Source organism: Burkholderia sp. Bmkn7 (genome assembly GCF_041103175.1).
Lineage (GTDB): Bacteria > Pseudomonadota > Gammaproteobacteria > Burkholderiales > Burkholderiaceae > Burkholderia > Burkholderia cepacia.
The window spans coordinates 2,912,913-2,930,707 of record NZ_JBGCUH010000002.1 but is presented as its reverse complement, the minus strand read 5'-3'; the positions used below and the strand labels follow the sequence as shown (position 1 = coordinate 2,930,707).

12 protein-coding genes are annotated in these 17,795 nt (G+C 59.2%); 5 read left to right on the top strand and 7 right to left on the bottom strand.

Annotated features, from left to right (window positions below; translation table 11 throughout):
* Positions 1-90 precede the first annotated feature (90 nt).
* Positions 91-1,551 carry an aldehyde dehydrogenase family protein gene (locus AB3K92_RS19100; protein WP_059488333.1) on the top strand — a complete coding sequence of 487 codons (1,461 nt, stop codon included), beginning with the start codon at positions 91-93 and terminating at the stop codon, positions 1,549-1,551.
* A gap of 175 nt (positions 1,552-1,726) precedes the next feature.
* Here AB3K92_RS19100 and AB3K92_RS19095 read toward each other — a convergent pair whose 3' ends face one another.
* Together AB3K92_RS19095 and AB3K92_RS19090 are read right to left on the bottom strand one after the other, a co-directional pair.
* Positions 1,727-2,326, bottom strand: coding sequence for a TetR/AcrR family transcriptional regulator (locus tag AB3K92_RS19095; RefSeq protein WP_034202086.1), 600 nt, complete (start codon positions 2,324-2,326; stop codon positions 1,727-1,729).
* A gap of 582 nt (positions 2,327-2,908) precedes the next feature.
* Positions 2,909-3,538, bottom strand: a complete 630-nt coding sequence (locus AB3K92_RS19090; RefSeq protein ID WP_034202087.1) for a TetR/AcrR family transcriptional regulator — start codon at positions 3,536-3,538, stop codon at positions 2,909-2,911.
* Between the two features lie 669 nt (positions 3,539-4,207).
* On the opposite strand from AB3K92_RS19090, the gene AB3K92_RS19085 reads away from it, so the two are divergent.
* The 4 genes from AB3K92_RS19085 to AB3K92_RS19070 all read left to right on the top strand — a co-directional run bounded on the left by AB3K92_RS19085 (position 4,208) and on the right by AB3K92_RS19070 (position 8,427).
* Positions 4,208-5,065 carry an NAD(P)-dependent oxidoreductase gene (locus AB3K92_RS19085; protein ID WP_081057975.1) on the top strand — a complete coding sequence of 286 codons (858 nt, stop codon included), beginning with the start codon at positions 4,208-4,210 and terminating at the stop codon, positions 5,063-5,065.
* Between the two features lie 21 nt (positions 5,066-5,086).
* The gene (locus AB3K92_RS19080) at positions 5,087-5,965 is read left to right on the top strand and encodes a phytanoyl-CoA dioxygenase family protein (protein ID WP_059485475.1); all 879 of its coding nucleotides are present in this window, start codon (positions 5,087-5,089) and stop codon (positions 5,963-5,965) included.
* Positions 5,966-6,401: 436 nt separating this feature from the next.
* A complete protein-coding gene (locus AB3K92_RS19075; RefSeq protein ID WP_059485474.1) occupies positions 6,402-7,550 on the top strand; it encodes an MFS transporter in 1,149 nt (382 codons plus the stop codon).
* Positions 7,551-7,737: 187 nt separating this feature from the next.
* A complete protein-coding gene (locus AB3K92_RS19070) occupies positions 7,738-8,427 on the top strand; it encodes a hypothetical protein (RefSeq protein ID WP_059485473.1) in 690 nt (229 codons plus the stop codon).
* A 445-nt stretch (positions 8,428-8,872) separates the two neighbouring features.
* Here AB3K92_RS19070 and AB3K92_RS19065 read toward each other — a convergent pair whose 3' ends face one another.
* From AB3K92_RS19065 to AB3K92_RS19045, 5 genes are all read right to left on the bottom strand, one after another.
* Positions 8,873-10,057 carry an acetyl-CoA C-acyltransferase gene (locus AB3K92_RS19065; protein ID WP_034202090.1) on the bottom strand — a complete coding sequence of 395 codons (1,185 nt, stop codon included), beginning with the start codon at positions 10,055-10,057 and terminating at the stop codon, positions 8,873-8,875.
* A gap of 54 nt (positions 10,058-10,111) precedes the next feature.
* Complete coding sequence (locus AB3K92_RS19060; RefSeq protein WP_059485472.1) at positions 10,112-11,935, bottom strand: acyl-CoA dehydrogenase; 1,824 nt, start codon at positions 11,933-11,935, stop codon at positions 10,112-10,114.
* A 93-nt stretch (positions 11,936-12,028) separates the two neighbouring features.
* Positions 12,029-12,961, bottom strand: a complete 933-nt coding sequence (locus AB3K92_RS19055) for an SDR family NAD(P)-dependent oxidoreductase (RefSeq protein WP_059485471.1) — start codon at positions 12,959-12,961, stop codon at positions 12,029-12,031.
* A 102-nt stretch (positions 12,962-13,063) separates the two neighbouring features.
* Positions 13,064-13,939, bottom strand: a complete 876-nt coding sequence (locus tag AB3K92_RS19050; RefSeq protein ID WP_059485485.1) for a phytanoyl-CoA dioxygenase family protein — start codon at positions 13,937-13,939, stop codon at positions 13,064-13,066.
* Positions 13,940-14,491: 552 nt separating this feature from the next.
* Positions 14,492-17,680 (bottom strand): cytochrome P450, encoded by a 3,189-nt coding sequence (locus tag AB3K92_RS19045; RefSeq protein ID WP_059485470.1) that lies wholly within the window; start codon positions 17,678-17,680, stop codon positions 14,492-14,494.
* Positions 17,681-17,795 lie beyond the last annotated feature (115 nt).

The following is a 17,795-nucleotide window of genomic DNA, read 5'->3' as shown; positions in this document are numbered from 1 at the left end:
AATGATCAAAAAAGACGCTAGTATGGATCGTCCAGGGCGATTTCGATGACTGATGACGTGCCCCGAGACCAACTGACATGGAGCGAGCTGATGCCGATTTTTGAAGCAGATCATCTCCGCCGGGTGTTCATCGGCGGGCGATGGGTGGAGCCGGTGAACGGTGGCATTGAACAGGAAATTGTCGATCCGGCGACGGGGGAGGGCTCCGGAGTCTTGCTGTTCTCCGACGAGGCGGATGTGGACCTGGCGGCGAAGGCGGCGAGCGATGCCTTCGCAACGTTCTCGAACACGCCGCTGGTCGAGCGGCTCAAAATACTCGAGGCCGTGATCGCCGTATACACCGAGCGGTTGCAGGATATGGCGGACGCCATCACGCTCGAGATGGGTGCTCCGATGGAAGCCATTTCCCGTCCGCTCCAGGCGGCGCTGGGACTCTGGCACCTTCACACGACGCTGGAAGTCGCCAAGCAATACTCGTTCGAGCGAATCCAGGGCACATCGCGGATCGTGAAGGAGCCGGTGGGGGTGTGCGGGTTGATTACCCCGTGGAACTGGCCGATGAACCAGGTCATGTGCAAGGTCGCACCGGCGTTGGTGACGGGTTGCACGATTGTGTTGAAGCCCAGTCAGAATGCACCCTATTCGGCCATCGTTCTCGCCGAGATCCTCGAACAGGCAGGCGTGCCGCCGGGTGTATTCAATCTCGTGCAAGGCTCGGGGCAACGCCTGGGACGGGCGATTGCTTCCAGTCCGCTCTTCGACATGGTGTCGCTGACGGGGTCTACGAGCGCTGGCGTGGAGGTTGCCCAGGCCGCGGCGACGACGATCAAGCGGGTGACGCTGGAGCTCGGGGGGAAATCGGCGAACATCATTCTGGACAGCGAAAACTTTCAACAGGCCGTGACGCACGGCGTGCTGCAGATGATGGTCAATTCCGGTCAGACGTGTACCGCGCCGTCGCGAATGCTGGTTCCGGCGCATCGCCTCGACGAGGCGGAAAAAATTGCCGCGGCTGCGTGCGCGCAGGTCGTCGTCGGCGATCCGCGTGATCCGAGCACGACGATGGGCCCGATGGCGAACAAGCGCCAGCATCGGAAGGTGCAGGAGATGATCCAGGCGGGAATCGACGAGGGCGCGCTGCTCCTGTCGGGCGGACTTGGCAGTCCTCCTGGGCTCGAAAGAGGTTACTACGTCAAGCCGACCGTCTTCAGCCGCGTGAACAATCAGATGACGATTGCGACAGAGGAGATTTTCGGTCCGGTACTGGTGATCATTCCCTATCGGGATGAATCCGACGCCGTTGCCATTGCCAACGACTCGCCGTACGGTTTGTCGGGATACGTCTATGGAGAATCGATCGAGCAGGCGGAGCGGGTTGCAAGAAAACTGCGGACCGGGATGGTGCATTTGAACGGTGCCGCAGCTGATATCGCAGCGCCGTTCGGCGGTTACAAGCAGTCAGGAAATGGGCGCGAATGGGGCTACGCCGGCATCGAGGAGTTCCTCGAGACGAAGTCCATGTTCGGTGCGACCCCGGGTGCGGTCAGCTGAGTGGAATCGACGACGGGCGCTCATCTCGGGTGGGCGCCCCGCTGTCAGCCGTCGTCCGTCGACGGAGCGGCGACGATATCGCGACGCGCGTTCAAGCGCGATGTGGCGCAGATCGGCATCGCATCGGCCCTGTCAGGTCGTTGGCCTTCGGCACAACGTAGCACTGCGTCGATTCTCAAGCGTGTGTGGTCGAGTTCGAGATCGAATCGGCAAACGCCTCCAACGCCGAGCTCGCACTATCCAGATTGGCCTCGAGCCCGTCGAGGTCGGTTTCGTTTTGCCAACTATTCAGCAAACCATCGATCAGGATAATGCTCATTCGTGCGACAGGCTCGAGCATGTCGTAGCTCACTTTGGGCACATGCTTGCCGAAGTAAGCGATCGTTCGCTCGACAGTCTGAATGTAGGTTTTCAACGCGAAATCCGGACGATGACGCTCCGCCCACTGGATCAGCTCGGACTGCGCGCGGGCGTACGACGGATTCCGTACGAGCCATTCGACGGTCTCGCGTAACTGCCATCCGGCGAGTTCGCCCAGCGAGTGAAATTCACCATGAGCTGGAATGTCCGTTGCGAGAAGATCGAACAGGGATTCGTAAACTGCGTCGAACAGATCGTCCTTGGTCCGAAATACATAATGGAGCGACGCGAGAGGGCAGCATGCGGCTTGCGCGATGCGTCTCGTCGTGGCGCCAGCGACGCCATGCGCGGCGATGACTTCCACGGCAGCGTCAACAAAATCCTGTCGCCGCATCGCAGCGCGAACTCGTGTCATTGATAAACTCCGGTACCCGAAAATCCTCGTTCGTTCACGTCTTGTGGGTGTGTAGTGTTCGTTCGCATTACATGGTCAATTGACCACAACGGTCGTGAATTATGTCGGCTTCTTGAAAGTTTGTCCATGGAAGCGCTGGCTAATGGTTTCCCGGATGCCTCGCTTGCCAGGTCGAGTCATGGACGAGAAAGGCGTTCGGTTGACTTGGTCATTTGACCTTTCTGAAAATTAAGCAGCCGAAGATTTGATGTCGATGGAGGTAAACCCGTGGGGACAAGGGGCGTGACGTCGGCCCAGAAGCCGTCTGGTGAGTCGTGTTTGCACGGGAATTGAACTGGAATGCCGGAAGTGGCGCCAGTGGATTCTCTGAGGTGCTGATTGCCGCGTCGCGCTTGTTGCGGTAGGGGCGAGCGTCACGTTTCCGTAACGGGCGTTCGAACAGGGTGTGCGCACCGAGTAGCGCCGCACACGACGAAGCCATCAACGTGATGCGTTACGAGCCGAGCAGGCATTCGCAAAGAGGTGATGCGAACCTCGCCGCGGCGAGGCCTATGCAACCGGTGTCTAGGGGGCAGAAACTGCTTACGGCTTCCGTGCTGACTTGCGAGCGGTCTTCGCGGGCGGACCAGCGTCCGAGAGCGTTGCCGCATAGGCGGCCAGCATCTTGCTCGCATGGTCGACGTCAGCCGCCAGGCGTTTCGAGTCTTCTTGAGCAAACCAGGAAAAAAGTAGCCCGTCCACCAGGACAACGGTCAGCCGCGCGACGGCATCCAGCGCTTTTGCACTGGGACGCGGCTCGGCGGCGGAAAGATAGCCACGCGCGCCTTCCAGCGAGATACGAAGGGCGCCCACAGCCACTTCGGGCTGATGTCGCAGTGCCCATGTATAGAGTTCCGACTGGGTTTTTGCGTATGCCGGGTTTGCTTCGAACCAGGCCATCACCGAGCGCAAATTGAATTCCGCGAGGTCAGACAGTGTGCCATGCTCGGGCGCTTCCGGGCTATCTGTGCGGATCAAGTCGATCAAGGACTCATAGACCGCGAACAACAGTTCGTCCTTCGAGTGAAAGACGTAGTGCAGCGAAGCAAGCGGGCAACCCGCAGCTTCGGCGATGCGACGGGTCGTGGCGCCCTTTACACCGTGCTCTGCAATAACCGCGACAGTTGCCGCTACGAGGTCCTGGCGGCGGACTTCAGCCCGTACTCTCTGCATAGGCCAGTGCTCCGTTTGATGTCTTCGTCCTAAGGTGCTACCCGCGCCGGGTAGTCGAATCGCTGGATATTAGCATGACGATGAACGCTATTTCCGCGAGCCTCGGAAGGCGTTGCTGCGCACGGATGTGATGTGCGGGGCGCTGCGTGGGAAACGTGACGCCCCGACGCATGCCTGGTGTGACCCTGGTGCCGCATGCCGAGGAGCGGGGCGGTGCGCCACGCTGTAATCGGTCGGCACGCGATTCCGGCCCGCAGATGCTCGGCTGCGAGCCGGCGTCGAGGCAGATGCAGGCCACGCGTTGGGGGGGGGCAAGCGTGATCGTGTGAGTTCGGGCGGCGCTTTCATATCCGGCTAGTGGAAACCCCGTATTCCAAATGTCAATTCGGCGCATAAGACTCGTGCCTGTAGATACATGGTCATTTGATCAAGTCAGTCACTCTGCACCGCTAGCGTGGCTTGAGTCGTTACGTGGTGCGGCGAGTTCCCTGTTCCGGGGCGTGTCTGCCGCTGCAGGTCGCGCAAACGCAACGCAGGGACCGCGGCCACGTGAATACTTGGTATGCGCCTCGCCGTACAGTCATATGACCAAGTCGTGTGACTTTATTGATCGATGTGAATGATGATTGTCTTGCTGCAACGTGGTAGACGACACGATAGGGTGTACGAATGAGCAACTTGATTGCTGTCTTGGGTCTGGGCGCGATGGGATCCGCGATCGCCATCTCTCTGATTGAGCATGGCGAGAAAGTCGTCGTCTGGAACAGGAACTCGGGAAAGGCTCAACGTGTGTCCGAGCTCGGCGCCCGAGCGGCCGACAGTGTGATGGATGCCTGTGCGCAGGCGGATGTCATCGTCGTCGTGACCGCAACACCGATCGACGTCGCGAGCGACTTCGAGGAACTGGGCGAGGGCTTGCAAGGAAAAACGATCGTCAATCTGGCAACGGGGCGTCCATCCGAGGTCCAGGCGCTGGATCGGCTCGTGAGCCGCGTCGGCGCGAAATTCATCAGCGGGACCATCCAGTGCTTTCCGCCCGATATCGGCAGAGAAAGCGCAACCATCCTTTTTGGCGCCGAGGTGAATGTCTGGAACGAAGTCGAGCCGTTCGTGAGAAAGATCGCGCCACGATCCGTCTACGTCGGTGCACGCCCCGATGTACCGAACGTGCTCGATGCCGGGTTGACTGGAACCTTCGTGTTTGGTGCTGGCGCAGCGTTCCTGGAAGGTCTTCGGTTCGTCGTGAATTCGGGCATGTCGATCGACGAGATTCGTGACTTGATTCCCACTTACATCGCCGGTCAGGCGCGCTTTATCGAGGGCCTGTTCGAATCCGTGGCGGCTTCCGACTATCAACCTCGGGGCGCGAACCTGGACGTGTACGCGCGAGCAGTCGCGCTGTTCCAGCAGGCGCAGGAGGACGCGGGGCTGCCGCCGCGAATCCTGAAGGCGTTACGCGAGCGAATCCTGTCATCCATTGCAGAAGGCGATGGTGACCGCGGATACGCTGCTCTTTTCAATCATTGACAACTTGTTGGAGGAAACACCATGTCGTTGCAACGCCTTTCAAGTGATAGCAGTCCTGATGACCTGGCGAATGCGGTTCGCCAGGATGGCGGTGCGATCGTCAAGAACTTTGTCGGTTCCGACCTGCTCGCACGTATCCAGCGGACGCTTTTCGACACGCTCGAATCTGCTCCGAACGGCGTAGACGAGTACTTCGCGGGTACACAGACGCGGCGAGTTTCGCGGCTCTTCGCACGCACCGACTGGATGGCCGAGGTCGCTTTGCATCCGCTCTACCTGGGCGCCGCGCGCAGCATTCTGCAGACGCCGATCAAGATCTGGAGCGGCGAAAACCAGGTCGATATTGCCCCGGATATTCAGGTGGGCGTGACGCAGGCCATTCAGATTCGACCGGGTCAAGGCCTGCAGCCCTTGCATCGCGATGATTCTGTCTGGCTCTGGCGACATCCGAACTACGGTCGCGAAGCTCGGTTCCAGGTCATGGTGGCGGTATCGGACTTCACCGAGGAAAACGGCGCCACACTCGTCATTCCCGGCAGTCACAAGTGGGACGACGAGCGCATGCCCAAGCAGGAGGAAGCGGTTTCCGCGGTGATGTCCGCCGGCGATGCCCTTTTCTTCATCGGCTCGACCTATCACGGCGGCGGGAAGAACGTCAGCGATGCGCCGAGAACCGGCCTGACGATGTCGTATGACCTGGCGATCCTTCGTCAAGAAGAAAACCAATACCTCACGTTGCCGATCGAACGTGTGAAGCGCTTTCCGGAGGAACTGCAGCGATTGCTCGGCTGGACCTATGGCACCACGTTTGCAGGCTTCGTCGAGCGTAACGGGCAAATGTCGGACCCGAACGATCTGCTGAAAATGAAGGATTTCCTCGAGGTCGGGCATTTCGATTGACGGACGTGATGAGCGTTGGAATTACCGCGCTTTTTCCCGTAGAAATTGGACGGTCCCCCATCGCAGAAGGCATCGTAGTCAGCCGACATCAAGTGCGAGGAGGCCGACGCGATGCGCGTATGTGGAGCGGAATCGGGGCTTCAGCGCAGGCGGGTCGTGGCTTAAAACCTGCTGAAGCTCCCGCCTATGCGCAGTCAAGATGCGGCATAGCGGCACGTCCTGCTACCTGTTGCCCCGTAGATATCGAGTTCGACCCGTTTCGAGAATCACCCCGGCCGTCGATATGAGGGCCGGCGAAGCGCGAACGAGCTCGATATCGCGATTTATCGGTCGGTTGAAGCCATCTTCGAAACAGTCCACGTGTGGGTGTGAGCAGCAGGGCGATCGAGATCCTTCGACGCGCTCTCGCATTCGTGCAAACGACAAGGAGCGCATCGTGAGTTACGAAATCAAGGGGATCCGTAAAATCGCCCTGCTTTACACGGGGGCCGTGGTATGGACCCCAACCTATCTGCTTCCGTTCAACATCGAGGAATCGATGGCCCGGTTCGGACTGTCCGAAAGCAGCGCTGGATGGCTCGCGTCCGCGGTGCTTCTCTGCCTTTCGCTTTCCATCGTAATTTTCGGACGGCGCATGGCGACGTTGAACAAGAGAGCGGGCGCACTGATTGCGGCGGCGCTTGCCGTTCTGTCGACTTGCGCGATGTTTACGAACAATTTTCATGTTTTTGTCGCCGCCAGGCTGATTCTCGGCGTCGCCTTGGGTGTGAGTTGCGTGTGTGCGTACGGTGTGATTGCGCACGTCAAGCACCCGGAGAAGGTCGCGGCTCAAGTCGCTGTGGCGATGGCCGTCATATTTTCCGTCGCGATGTATGTCGTGCCGGTCGTGAATGCGAAGGTGGGGAGCATCGGCGTGGATGCCGTCCAGCTAGCCATTGTCGTGGCAGCCCTGTTTTTCGGCGCATTCATGCACCCCGCCATCAACGCAAGCGAGGAAGGTGCCGCGAAGGATGCGATCAGATCCAGCGATGTCCGCGGGATTCTGATCAGTGCATTCTTCATCTACGTTTCGCAGACGGCCCTCATGGGGTTCGCCGCGGAGGTCGCGGCAACTCGTGGCGTCGAGGCGCAGCAACTGGGCATTCTGTTCATGATCAATGCTGCCGCTCAATTGCCGGTGGGCGTAGCGGTTTCCTGGTTGGGTGATCGTTGCGGACTGTTCAAGCCGATCGCCTTCGGGCTCATCGTGTTGATCGCATGCAGCCTGGGCATGTATTGCGTGGGCGGTAAATGGGCGTTTCTCGTGTCGACGGCCCTGATCAGCGCCGGTGCGACGCTGGTTGCGCCGTATATGGTGGCGGCGCTCTCAAAAATGGATTCCAGCGGCAGAAGCACTGCGACCTGTGCGTCGGCGATCAATTTGGGCTTGGCAATCGGCCCCGCGATTGCCGGAACGGTGTTCAGTGTGGCCGGTTTGCGCGCGGTTGGCTGGCTTTCCGTCGGGTTGCTGGTGGTGCCGATTCTGCTGACCAGCGTTGCGATCCGACAGTTCAAGTCGAGACATTCCGAAGCTGCTGTCGCGTGACGCGTGAGGCGGAGCCAACGACAGACGCTGCGACCGCACCACGCGGCGGGGCTGCTGCCTGACACGGCAGTGTGGAACCGGCCGGTATCGGTCGGACCATTTCGCGCCGGGAGGCGATGCAGGGAATGGCGCGAACGCGGTTGAGCTCGAGCACTAATGAAATTCTCGACTATCACTGGATCTCTTCATGGAAATCAAATTTTATCTTTATTGTCTTGCCGATCTCACCTTGATAGTGACTTCGCTGATATGTGGTGTGAAGTATCTCGTTAAGCGAAATGGTCTGCTCGGGTTCGAGTCGCTGGTCGTGACGTTCTCCGCAACGAATTTGATGATCAATGCTTTGACGGGAAATCCCGCCTTTTTTGAAGTTTCTATTTTTTGCGACGCGTTTTCCAGAGGATTCGGTGTGCCGGTCATCACCATTGCCGCGATGATGGCCGTCACGCACCGATACAAGCCGTCGATATTAGGTGACGTGATGTATGTGGTAGGCGCACTGGCGGGAACCGTTGTTTTGTGGGCAGCGGATTTCATGATCGGACCCAAGCCGTATTTCTATCTGGTGATGTGGTCCTTGTTCTCGCTCTACCTGGTCTACGTCATCAAGAAGTTGATAGACGCGGGAGAGAACCGGAACGCTGCGAGCGTGACACTGGCACTGGTATCCACGCAGATCATCGCGAGTATCTACGACTTCTACCACATACCCGGAGATAGCGACCACATGATTTTCTACACACTCGCCATGTTCTCCTGGTCGTACATGTCCGTCTCACTGTATTTCGCCTATTGTGCTTTGGAGCGCGCCCAGGAGGATGAAATAAAGATCAATCGACGCTATGCCGTTGGTACCATGCATCGACATCAAAACTAGTTGTCGTGCCCGACGAAACGCCTTGCTTCACTTATGCAATGGAAAGGGAGAGGCGAAGGTCCGTCGCGAGCCGAGTTCGATCTACGTGACGCCGGGCGACGTTGCCCGGCGTCACGGCGATGGTGGGACAGTGAGCGGGCCTCCGGCTGTTTGCCGGCCGGGGCGTCCCGGAGTCGAAGGGCTTCGGGTTCGAAACACACGAGGCGGAAGGAGTATGTCCGGCGGGCCAACCTTATTGGGTCGAGTCGTAATGCTCGATATGGTACAGAACCATGAATCCCGGGCTCAATACGAAAAATATCCCGGCGATAAGCGAGATTGCGATGAATAAGCGCTTCACCATGCCCAGCCTCCGTGTTTGATGAGCTGAATTTGAAAATCATTTCTTGCGAACATCCCGGGAACGCAACGCCATGTTCGAGTTCCCGGGATGAGACGCATTGATTCAAGCGACTTCGAACAAGCCGGCCGCGCCCATTCCGCCGCCTACACACATCGAAACAACGACGTAGCGTGCACCACGTCTTTTGCCTTCGATCAGGGCATGACCGACCATGCGCGCGCCGGTCATCCCGTACGGATGGCCGATAGAAATGCTGCCGCCGTTGACGTTGTATCGCGCGGGATCGATTCCCAGCTTCTCACGGCAGTACAGCGCCTGGCAGGCGAACGCCTCATTGAGCTCCCACAAACCGATGTCGTCGGTTTTGAGGCCATGAAGCTCCAGAAGCTTCGGGATCGCATAGATGGGACCGATGCCCATCTCCTCCGGTGCATTGCCGACGACGGTCATGCCCCGATAGATACCGAGAGGGGTGGCCCCGATCTGCTCGGCGGTTTTTCCGTTCATCAGGACGCAGGCGCTTGCACCGTCCGAAAGCTGGCTCGCGTTACCCGCCGTCACAACACCGCCGTCGATTACCGGTGCGAGCGTGGCCAGCGATTCGAGCGTCGTGCCGGGACGATTTCCCTCGTCCTGCGTGAGCGTGACCTCATGCCTCGACGTCGTGCCGGTCGCTTTGTCGACGACCAGCTTCTGTGTCGTGATCGGAACGATTTCGCTCGAGAAGCGGCCGGCGGCTTGTGCGGCGGCGGTGCGGAGCTGGGAATCGAGTGCGTACTGATCCTGGACGTCCCGCGAGATCCCGTACTTGCGGGAAACGAACTCGGCGGTCTCGAGCATCGGCATGTAGGCCGCGGGTTGCGCGGCCAGCACATTGGGGTCCTCGTCGGCGCGGGTCCACTCGAAGTAGCGCGTTTGTACCGCCGAGATGTTTTCCTGGCCGCCCGCAACGACGACCTGCATCCCGTCGCACATGATCTGCTTGGCGGCCGTCGCGATCGCCATCAGGCCGGACGCACATTGCCGGTCGAGTGTTTGCGCAGCGACGCTGGCAGGCAATCCGGCTGCCAGCACGCCGTGTCGGGCGATATTGCCGCCAGCGGTCCCGGCGTTGAGTACCGAACCGATCACGGCGTCTTCGATACGATCCGGCTCGATGCCGGCACGCAGTACCGCGTGCCGGATTGCGTGCCCGAGAAGGGTAGGCGAGTGCGTGAGGTTGAATGCACCGCGATATGCCTTTCCGATGGGCGTACGTGCGGTGGAAACGATGACGGCATCAATCATACGGTATCCTTATTGATGAGGCGATGGAGGTGAAATGGAGACATTGAGTCCAGGTTAGAACCAGTGTTCGGGCATGGTGAGCGGGGTCGTCTCCACCGGATCGAGAACGGCGAGCCACGCAGCCACCTTGGGCATTTCCCATCCGAAGAAGTAGTCGCACGCGGCGAGTTTGCCGCGATGAAAGTCGGTTCCCGTCGGGCTGTCCTGGAGCGTGGCGGCCACAATTGCTTGATCGAGCCAAAGCCAGCCGACGACTACATGCCCGAATGCTTCGAGATAGGCAGCCGCATTCGCCAACTGGACATCGGGGTCATCGTGCTTGTGCAACGTGTCGGTGACGACGCGGATGTGCTCCCACGCGCTTTCGAGCGTGCTGGCGTGACGCTGAAGCGACGGAGTCGACCGCGCCCTGGATACCGTTGCAGCGATTCTCCTGTCGAGAGCCGCCATGGCGACACCGCCGTTTGCACGTGTTTTTCGACCCAGCAGGTCGAGCGCCTGAATGCCGAACGTGCCTTCGTGTATCGGATTGAGTCGGTTGTCGCGATAGAACTGCTCGACGTTGTATTCGCGCGTGTACCCATACCCGCCGTGAACCTGAATGGCGAGATCGTTGGCGACGAGGCCCCATTGCGATGGCCAGCTCTTGACAACGGGCGTGAGCAGATCAAGCAGATGATGTGCTTCATCCCGGCCGTCGGCGTCTTCCAGAGAATGGATATCGTCGCTCAGACGGGCCGCGTACAGACACAACGCCAGCGCGCCGGACACATAGGCCTTCTGCGCCAGCAACATGCGCCGGACGTCAGCATGGCCGATGATGGGAATCTGCCCGGATGTTGGCGACCGGTCGCCGCGTGGCCGGCCCTGCGTGCGGGTCTTTGCGTAATCGAGCGCGTGCAGGTAGCCCGTGTATCCAATCGAGGCCGCGCTGAGGCCGACAGAGATACGCGCCTCGTTCATCATGTGGAACATGTAGGCCAGCCCTTTGCCGGGCTCACCGACAATCTCACCGATTGCGCCGGCCTCGCCCTCCGGGCGGTAGCGCCCCTCGCCGAAATTGAGCAGGCAGTTCACGGTGCCGCGATACCCCATCTTGTGATTGATGCCCGCCAGCGCGACATCGTTTCTCGGGCCTGGCAGGCCGTCGGGGCCGATCAACTTGCGCGGAACCGTGAAGAGCGAGATGCCCTGGATTCCCGGCGGAAGCTGGCCGTTCTCGTCGGGAATCTTCGCCAGCACCAGATGGACGATATTCTCGGCAATCTCGTGATCGCCGCCCGAAATCCACATCTTGTTGCCGAACAGGCGGTAGCGGCCGTCCTTGCTCGGGACCGCACGCGTGCGGATATCAGCCAGGCTCGACCCGGCTTGCGGCTCGGACAGGCACATCGTTCCGAAGCATCGGCCTTCCGACATCGCCTTGACATAATGCTCCACGCGCTCCCGTTCGCCGTGGGCCATGAGCAGATTGGCATTGGCGATCGTGAGAAACGCATAGCCCGCGGTGCCGGGATTGGCTGCAAGCAAATAAGCCATGCCGGCTCGCTCCACGGTGCTCGGCAGACACATGCCGTTCCATTCGGCGGGGAACGACGCGCTGATCAGGCCGGCGTCCGAAAATGCGCGCAAGGCGGTACCGACTTCCGGATTGATGGTGACGCGTTCTCCGTCGAATGCGGGTTCGTTGCTGTCGTTTTTCTTGTTATGCGGCTTGAAGAGATCCGTGGCGAGCGATTCGTAGACATCGAGCACGGATGTGTAGTCGATTCGGTCTTGCCCGGCATATCGTTGCCGGCGAGCGAGAGACTCGACCTGCAGCCAGTCGAAAAGAATGAACTCCACGTCGCGACGGGAGAGGGTGAGTTCGCTAGTCATGGAATAGAGTAAGTTGGCTTCTGCTGCTTTCGTAATCGTCCGGATCTCTTCAATAAACTGGGGGATCCGCTGCGGAGCGCTGTCCGGGATTTGTCATGCAGCCGAATGCTCCTGCGCATTCGCCGAGGTGACACGGGCCTTGGTGAGTTCGAGATCGCCCTGGGCCGCCCCGGATGAAGGAACGGTCTCGCCGTTCCGGCTCGTGACCTCGTCAAGGCGCTGGGCGAGCTGGTGAACGATCTGGTCGCCAGTTCCGAGATGGATGCCGGGTGTCAGCGTGATATGTGCGGCCTCGAAGCTGCCTGCGCCCGCGCACAAGATCATCCGACTCGGTGCGTCTTCGGCGGCAAGAACCGCTACCGCGGGGCTGACCGACGCAGGCGACAGCGTGTCGAGAGTGTCCGCCGACATCAGGCCTTCGAGCATGCGTGTCCCGGCCGTTGGCGCAAGGCAGTTCACGCGAATGTCGTATCGCTCGCCTTCGATGGCCAGTGTCTGCATCAGACCTACGAGCGCCATCTTTGCGGCGCCGTAGTTCGATTGCCCGAAATTGCCGTACAAGCCGGACGACGACGTCGTCATCACGATGCGGCCATACCGTTGCTGCCGCATGGTTTCCCACACGGCCTTTGAACAATTGACCGCTCCCATCAGGTGCACTTCGATCACCGCACGAAAGTCGTCGAGCGTCATCTTGCTGAAGCTCTTGTCGCGCAGGATGCCGGCATTGTTAACCAGGATGTCGACCCGGCCCCATTGCGAAAGTGCTTGGTCGACCATGCACTGGACCTGTTCGTAATCGGTTACCGATGCGCTGTTCGCGACGGCCTCGCCGCCGGCTGCGACGATTTCGTCGACGACCCGCTGTGCGGCTGTGGCAGAGCCGCCGTTGCCGTTCACGTCGCTGCCCAGGTCGTTGACCACGACCTTTGCCCCCAGTCGGGCAAGCAGCAGTGCATGCTCGCGGCCGAGGCCTGCACCGGCGCCGGTCACGATCGCAACACGGTTCGTCAGATCAATCTTCATGGGTTGTCTCGTTGGTAGTGTTTATGTAGCGGCCTTGGAGTGAATAGTGAAATCCGGAGGGGAATCGCCCGCTCCGGATCGGTTCAGGCCTCTGTTCGTGGCTCAAAGACCCAGGTGCGTTGCAATATCGTCGTAGTCGACTTGCCACAGGCCTGGCGTTCCAGCCGGATATTGAGAACGGAAGCCGATGATTCGCTGGACGCGTTTCGACAGGCTTCTCACGATGTCCATATCCACGATGAACGGATACGCTTCCTCCGGGGTCAGGTAGGACGGCTGCATCGGCAGCGTGAGCCCGCGTCGGCGCTCGTTTTTCGTCACGTTCGCACCGCCGCCATGGATCACCTTCCCGCTAAACAACAAAGCGTCGCCGGCATCCATCTCGGCGGCGATGGTCATTTCGGGGGTGCCCTTGCTGTTGAAGTAGTCCTCGTCCCAGTTTTGGCTCCCCGGAATAATTCGGGTGGCGCCGTTTTCCTCGGTGAAGCGCGTAAGGGCGATCATCAGGTTGGTAAACACGGTGGGACCGTTGATTCCGAGCGCGCACAGAGGCGGGAAGTTACCGACATCGCGATGCAGCATTTGCGCGGTGTTCCCGGGGCCGATGTCGATCACCTGGGCGGTCGACAACCACCAGTCGCCGGACTCTTCTCGGTATAGCACTTCACCGAGCGCATGAAAGAGATCGTCGTCGAGCACGCTGCCAAAAGTCTTGCTGTGCGTGATCATGTTCGTCAGGCGCTTTGTATGCGCGCCGTGGAATTCCTTGATCAACTCATTTTCGTGTGACGATCCTTCGCGAAGCCTCTCGAGCGGACCATCCACCTCGCGATTGACGTTCGCGACCTGTTCTTGCGACAGGTAAGCCTTGATTCGAACTCCGCCGTACTGATTCATCAGCGATACGATCTCTTGGGCGCTAGTCGTCTTTGAGACGATGGGGAGAGAGTTCAAATTGTTCAGAATATTTTTGGTCATTCGTTCCTCGAAGTGTACGCGGTAGGTAACGGAGTGCGTGCTCGTCACACCCATGTTTCGAGAACCCGAAGGCTACGGCTCGATGCCGGACATGACACACGTGGAATCTGGTCGGGGGAGTATCCGGTGATGCGGTGTGTTCCCGGAAATATGATCAAATGATCAAGTCACGTGACATGAAAATTATCACTGTGCGCATCCAGGGTCGATCATGGTTAACCCGTTCGCTTTCCGAATGATTTTCCAATGAGTGATATCGGGCAGCGCCAGCGTGTACGTGGGAAATGAGTTGTTCGCTGAACGTGAGGCGGCGTGCGGATCCGGTCGACGGATGTTCGGGCGTGTGGCGGTGTCGTTTCGAATGGAAAGACAAAATTTCTCATCCGGCCCCGGTCGAAGATCGACCGGAGCCGGATGGGAGGAGGCGATGGCAAACGGTGCTGGCCGGAATCGAGAAGCTAGTTGCTCGAGTGAGGGAGAGCGGTGGAGAGGTTGTTCAAGTGCGCGATTGCTCTTCTCAACAAATTGCAATCTGCATGACCGTCGTCACCGTCATGCGAACACGTCGGCAACATACCTGCCATGCTCGCGCTCCATCGTGTCGATCCACGCGTGAGCGCTTTCGTCATTCGCGCCGGTTGAGTCCTGGTAAATCCGACCGAGCGTGGCACGTACGGCTGGCGCCATGTTCTTGCCATCCCCGCATACATAAACAGTGGCGCCTTGCGCAAACAGCGCGGCGATTTTTTCCCGCTCGAGCCATACTTTGTCTTGGACGAAGCGAGCGCCTTCCTCCGGGCGGTTGGAATAGGCCGGCATCACTTCGACCACCCCCAAGTTAGCCCACTCTTCAAGCTCATCCCGATAGAGAAAGTCGACGTCGGGGTCATCGATTCCGAAGAAAAGCAACGACGGGCCGACGTTTTCTCCCCGCTGTTTCTGTATTGCACGCTCTTGCAGAAAGCCGCGGAACGGGGCAATACCGGAACCCGCGCAAATCAAGATCATCGGAAGGTTCGATTCGGCTGGCGGACGAAAGCGTGCATTCGACGGTCTGACCGAAACGGACACACTGTCACCCGCGTCGAGTCGCGCGAGATACGACGACGCCACCCCTTCGTGACGGCCGTTGCCGGAGAGTGCTGGTGCATCGACTACGGCAACCGTCAGCGTCACGTGATCTGCTTTCCAGAGGGGGGACGACGAAATCGAGTACTGGCGCGCTTTCAACGCGGGGAGCATGTCGAGGAACTTGTCGAACGACAAATCGACGGAGCCGAAGCGTTCGAGCAGATCCATGACGGTGGTTCGTTTTTCCAGAATCTCGCATTCGAAGTCGCCCGTGCTCAGGCGCTCGAGATCGACCTTCTCGGGCGGACAGCGAGTGGCCGTGGCAAGGATGGAGACTTGCGATCGAGTGGCCGGAACGGCAAGTTCAACGTAGCTCGAAAGCAGCTCGCCGCAACTGATTGCCTGGCCGAGCGGAAGGCGCGGATTGCTCGATGTCCCGTCGATGACCACCTGCGTGTCCCAGCTCAGGCGAAACCGGCGCAAGACGCGATCGACGTTCCGTTTGGAATTGCGAGGCAGAACGGCCAGGTAGTCGCCGGAGCGATAGGTCATCGTCTCCGGCAACTTCAGTTCCATGTGCTTCTTCGACCGGCTTCCCGGCGCACTAATATCGACGAGCTCTCTATTGTCGATCACCGTCGCGTGCGTCATATCGTCAACGCTGAGCAATTTCTCGCGAACGTTATTCAGGAAGCTGACGTTGAGTGCGGTGTTGTTGTTTTGCGCAACCGACGTATCTTTCCCGAAGCTGATCGCAAAACGATTCCAGAGCTCGGCATACCATCGATCGAACTCGCCAAAGAAGTCACCACCCGAATCCAGCTCGCCTCTGGCGTGAACGCGCGTGGCGCCGGCTTTTTCGAAGGCTGCGTCGACGCGCTTGGGGATCGCCTGATACGTTCTTGCCCACTGCTTGTTGCCGCATCCAAGAACAGAAAATTTGACTCCGCCCAGCGCCCCTTCGCTCATCGCCTCGATATAGGGAAGAAACGAGATTGCATTGTCGGGCGGCTGGCCTTCGTAGGAAGCAGTAACGACTACGATCGCAGGAAATCCATCGATCTTTCCTGCGAACGCGTCCAGAGGAGCGCAGGTGGCATGAAATCCATGGCGACCGGCGTCGCCTGCAATGCGACGAGCGAACGATTCCGACGAACCCGTGTTCCCGCCAAACAGGACCAGCATCTTCGACGCGTCCTTGTCGGAGACCGCCGGAGCCTGATCGACGTTCGGTGTTTCGATGCTCGCACGCACGCGAAGGTTGTCGTTCGATACCTTGCGCACACCTCGCGCCCGTGGCCGCACGTTGATACGCAGGCCGGTAGGCTTGAGCGTAAGGGTTTCGGCGACTTGCAGCTCGTAGTTCGGATCGGCGAAGGAAAAATCGAATCGCTGAAGCAGCATGATCAGGACGAGGTGCGCTTCCTGCATTGCGAACGGCCGGCCGATACATGCGCGTGCGCCATTGCCGAAGGGTTTCCACGAATTCGGCGGAAGTTTTTCCGCATTCTCCGGTTCGAATCGCTCGGGACGAAATGCCTCGACGTCCTCGCCCCAGACACTTACGTCGCGATGCAACATGGGCGTCAGGATCATGATGATGTCGTTGGGAGACACCGGATATTTCCCGCCGAACGTGGTGTCGGCGAGCGGGGTGACGGCGAAGGCCGGGGCCGTCGGCCAGATCCGCAACGTTTCCATCAGGATTTGTTCGATGTAGCGCAGTCGCGCCAGATGCTCGATCCGTGGCGTGTCGTTGCCGACGACCTCGTCGACCATGTCCCGTGCTCGTTGCAGAACGTCCGGGTTCTTGAGCAGGAAATAGGTGGCAAAGGACAGGAGCCCGCTCGTCGTTTCATGCCCGGCGATGAGAAACGTGATCATCTGGAAAACGATATTCTCGTCATCGAGCTTCTCGCCCGTCACCGGATCCACACCGTTCAGCATCCGGTCCAGCAGGTCCATCGCTTCTTCGTTGTCGTGCGGGTTCTTCCGCCGGTCTTCGATCATTTTGGTCGCGAGCGATCGCATGAGCTCGATATCCGCGTCGAACTTGCGACTCCGGTTGAGCATCAGCTTCGACACCAGTTTCGGCCGCAACTCGCGCTTTCCCGCCTCGCTGAGGGTATTGACCATCGCATCCACAAACGGATGCTGGTCTTCACGGTAGAAGCTATTGAAGCGACAATCGAACGCACATAAGGCGATCGTGTCGAGCGTCAGGCGAGTCATGTGGTCGGAGACATCGACAGCCGTCTCGGGGCCGAATCGTTCCCAATAGAGAAACATCTGGTCGGCGATGTCGACCATCTTGTCGAACATGGACCAGATGCTGAGTGGACCGAAAGACTGCATCAATACGCGATGCGCCTTCGCCCAGTTCGGCTCGTTGCTGAATGCGGTAAATAGCCCATCTCCGATAGCCGGCCGCAGTTCAAGCAGAGATTGGTGTACGGATTTCTGAAACCTGCTTTCGTCGCACACCTCGTCGACGAGTGCTTGTCCGCTGACAACGTAGTAACCTTGCCCGAACACCTCGAACCAGTAGACCGGCCCGTAGGTTCGTGCGAGATCCATCATCTTTGCGAGCGGCGATGGCCCGAGGACTTCCATCAGGTGACCGATGATGGGCTTCAGAGGCGGCTGCGGAACGAGGGCGGAGGATTTCATTTCAATAACCTTTCACAAGGACATGTCGAAGCGTCGCATCTCAATCTATTGAACGAATGTAAAATAGACAAAAAGACGTGTCCAGAGCTTTTTATGCCACCTGATGTAAGCCCTA

Excerpts from the sequence above, each read along its gene's own strand:
- AB3K92_RS19055 (WP_059485471.1), bottom strand. The coding sequence starts at position 12,961 with ATGAAGATTGATCTGACGAACCGTGTTGCGATCGTGACCGGCGCCGGT.
- AB3K92_RS19045 (WP_059485470.1), bottom strand. The coding sequence starts at position 17,680 with ATGAAATCCTCCGCCCTCGTTCCGCAGCCGCCTCTGAAGCCCATCATC.
- AB3K92_RS19090 (WP_034202087.1), bottom strand. The coding sequence starts at position 3,538 with ATGCAGAGAGTACGGGCTGAAGTCCGCCGCCAGGACCTCGTAGCGGCA.
- AB3K92_RS19060 (WP_059485472.1), bottom strand. The coding sequence starts at position 11,935 with ATGACTAGCGAACTCACCCTCTCCCGTCGCGACGTGGAGTTCATTCTT.
- AB3K92_RS19070 (WP_059485473.1), top strand. The coding sequence starts at position 7,738 with ATGGAAATCAAATTTTATCTTTATTGTCTTGCCGATCTCACCTTGATA.
- AB3K92_RS19095 (WP_034202086.1), bottom strand. The coding sequence starts at position 2,326 with ATGACACGAGTTCGCGCTGCGATGCGGCGACAGGATTTTGTTGACGCT.
- AB3K92_RS19100 (WP_059488333.1), top strand. The coding sequence starts at position 91 with ATGCCGATTTTTGAAGCAGATCATCTCCGCCGGGTGTTCATCGGCGGG.
- AB3K92_RS19085 (WP_081057975.1), top strand. The coding sequence starts at position 4,208 with ATGAGCAACTTGATTGCTGTCTTGGGTCTGGGCGCGATGGGATCCGCG.
- AB3K92_RS19065 (WP_034202090.1), bottom strand. The coding sequence starts at position 10,057 with ATGATTGATGCCGTCATCGTTTCCACCGCACGTACGCCCATCGGAAAG.
- AB3K92_RS19050 (WP_059485485.1), bottom strand. The coding sequence starts at position 13,939 with ATGACCAAAAATATTCTGAACAATTTGAACTCTCTCCCCATCGTCTCA.
- AB3K92_RS19080 (WP_059485475.1), top strand. The coding sequence starts at position 5,087 with ATGTCGTTGCAACGCCTTTCAAGTGATAGCAGTCCTGATGACCTGGCG.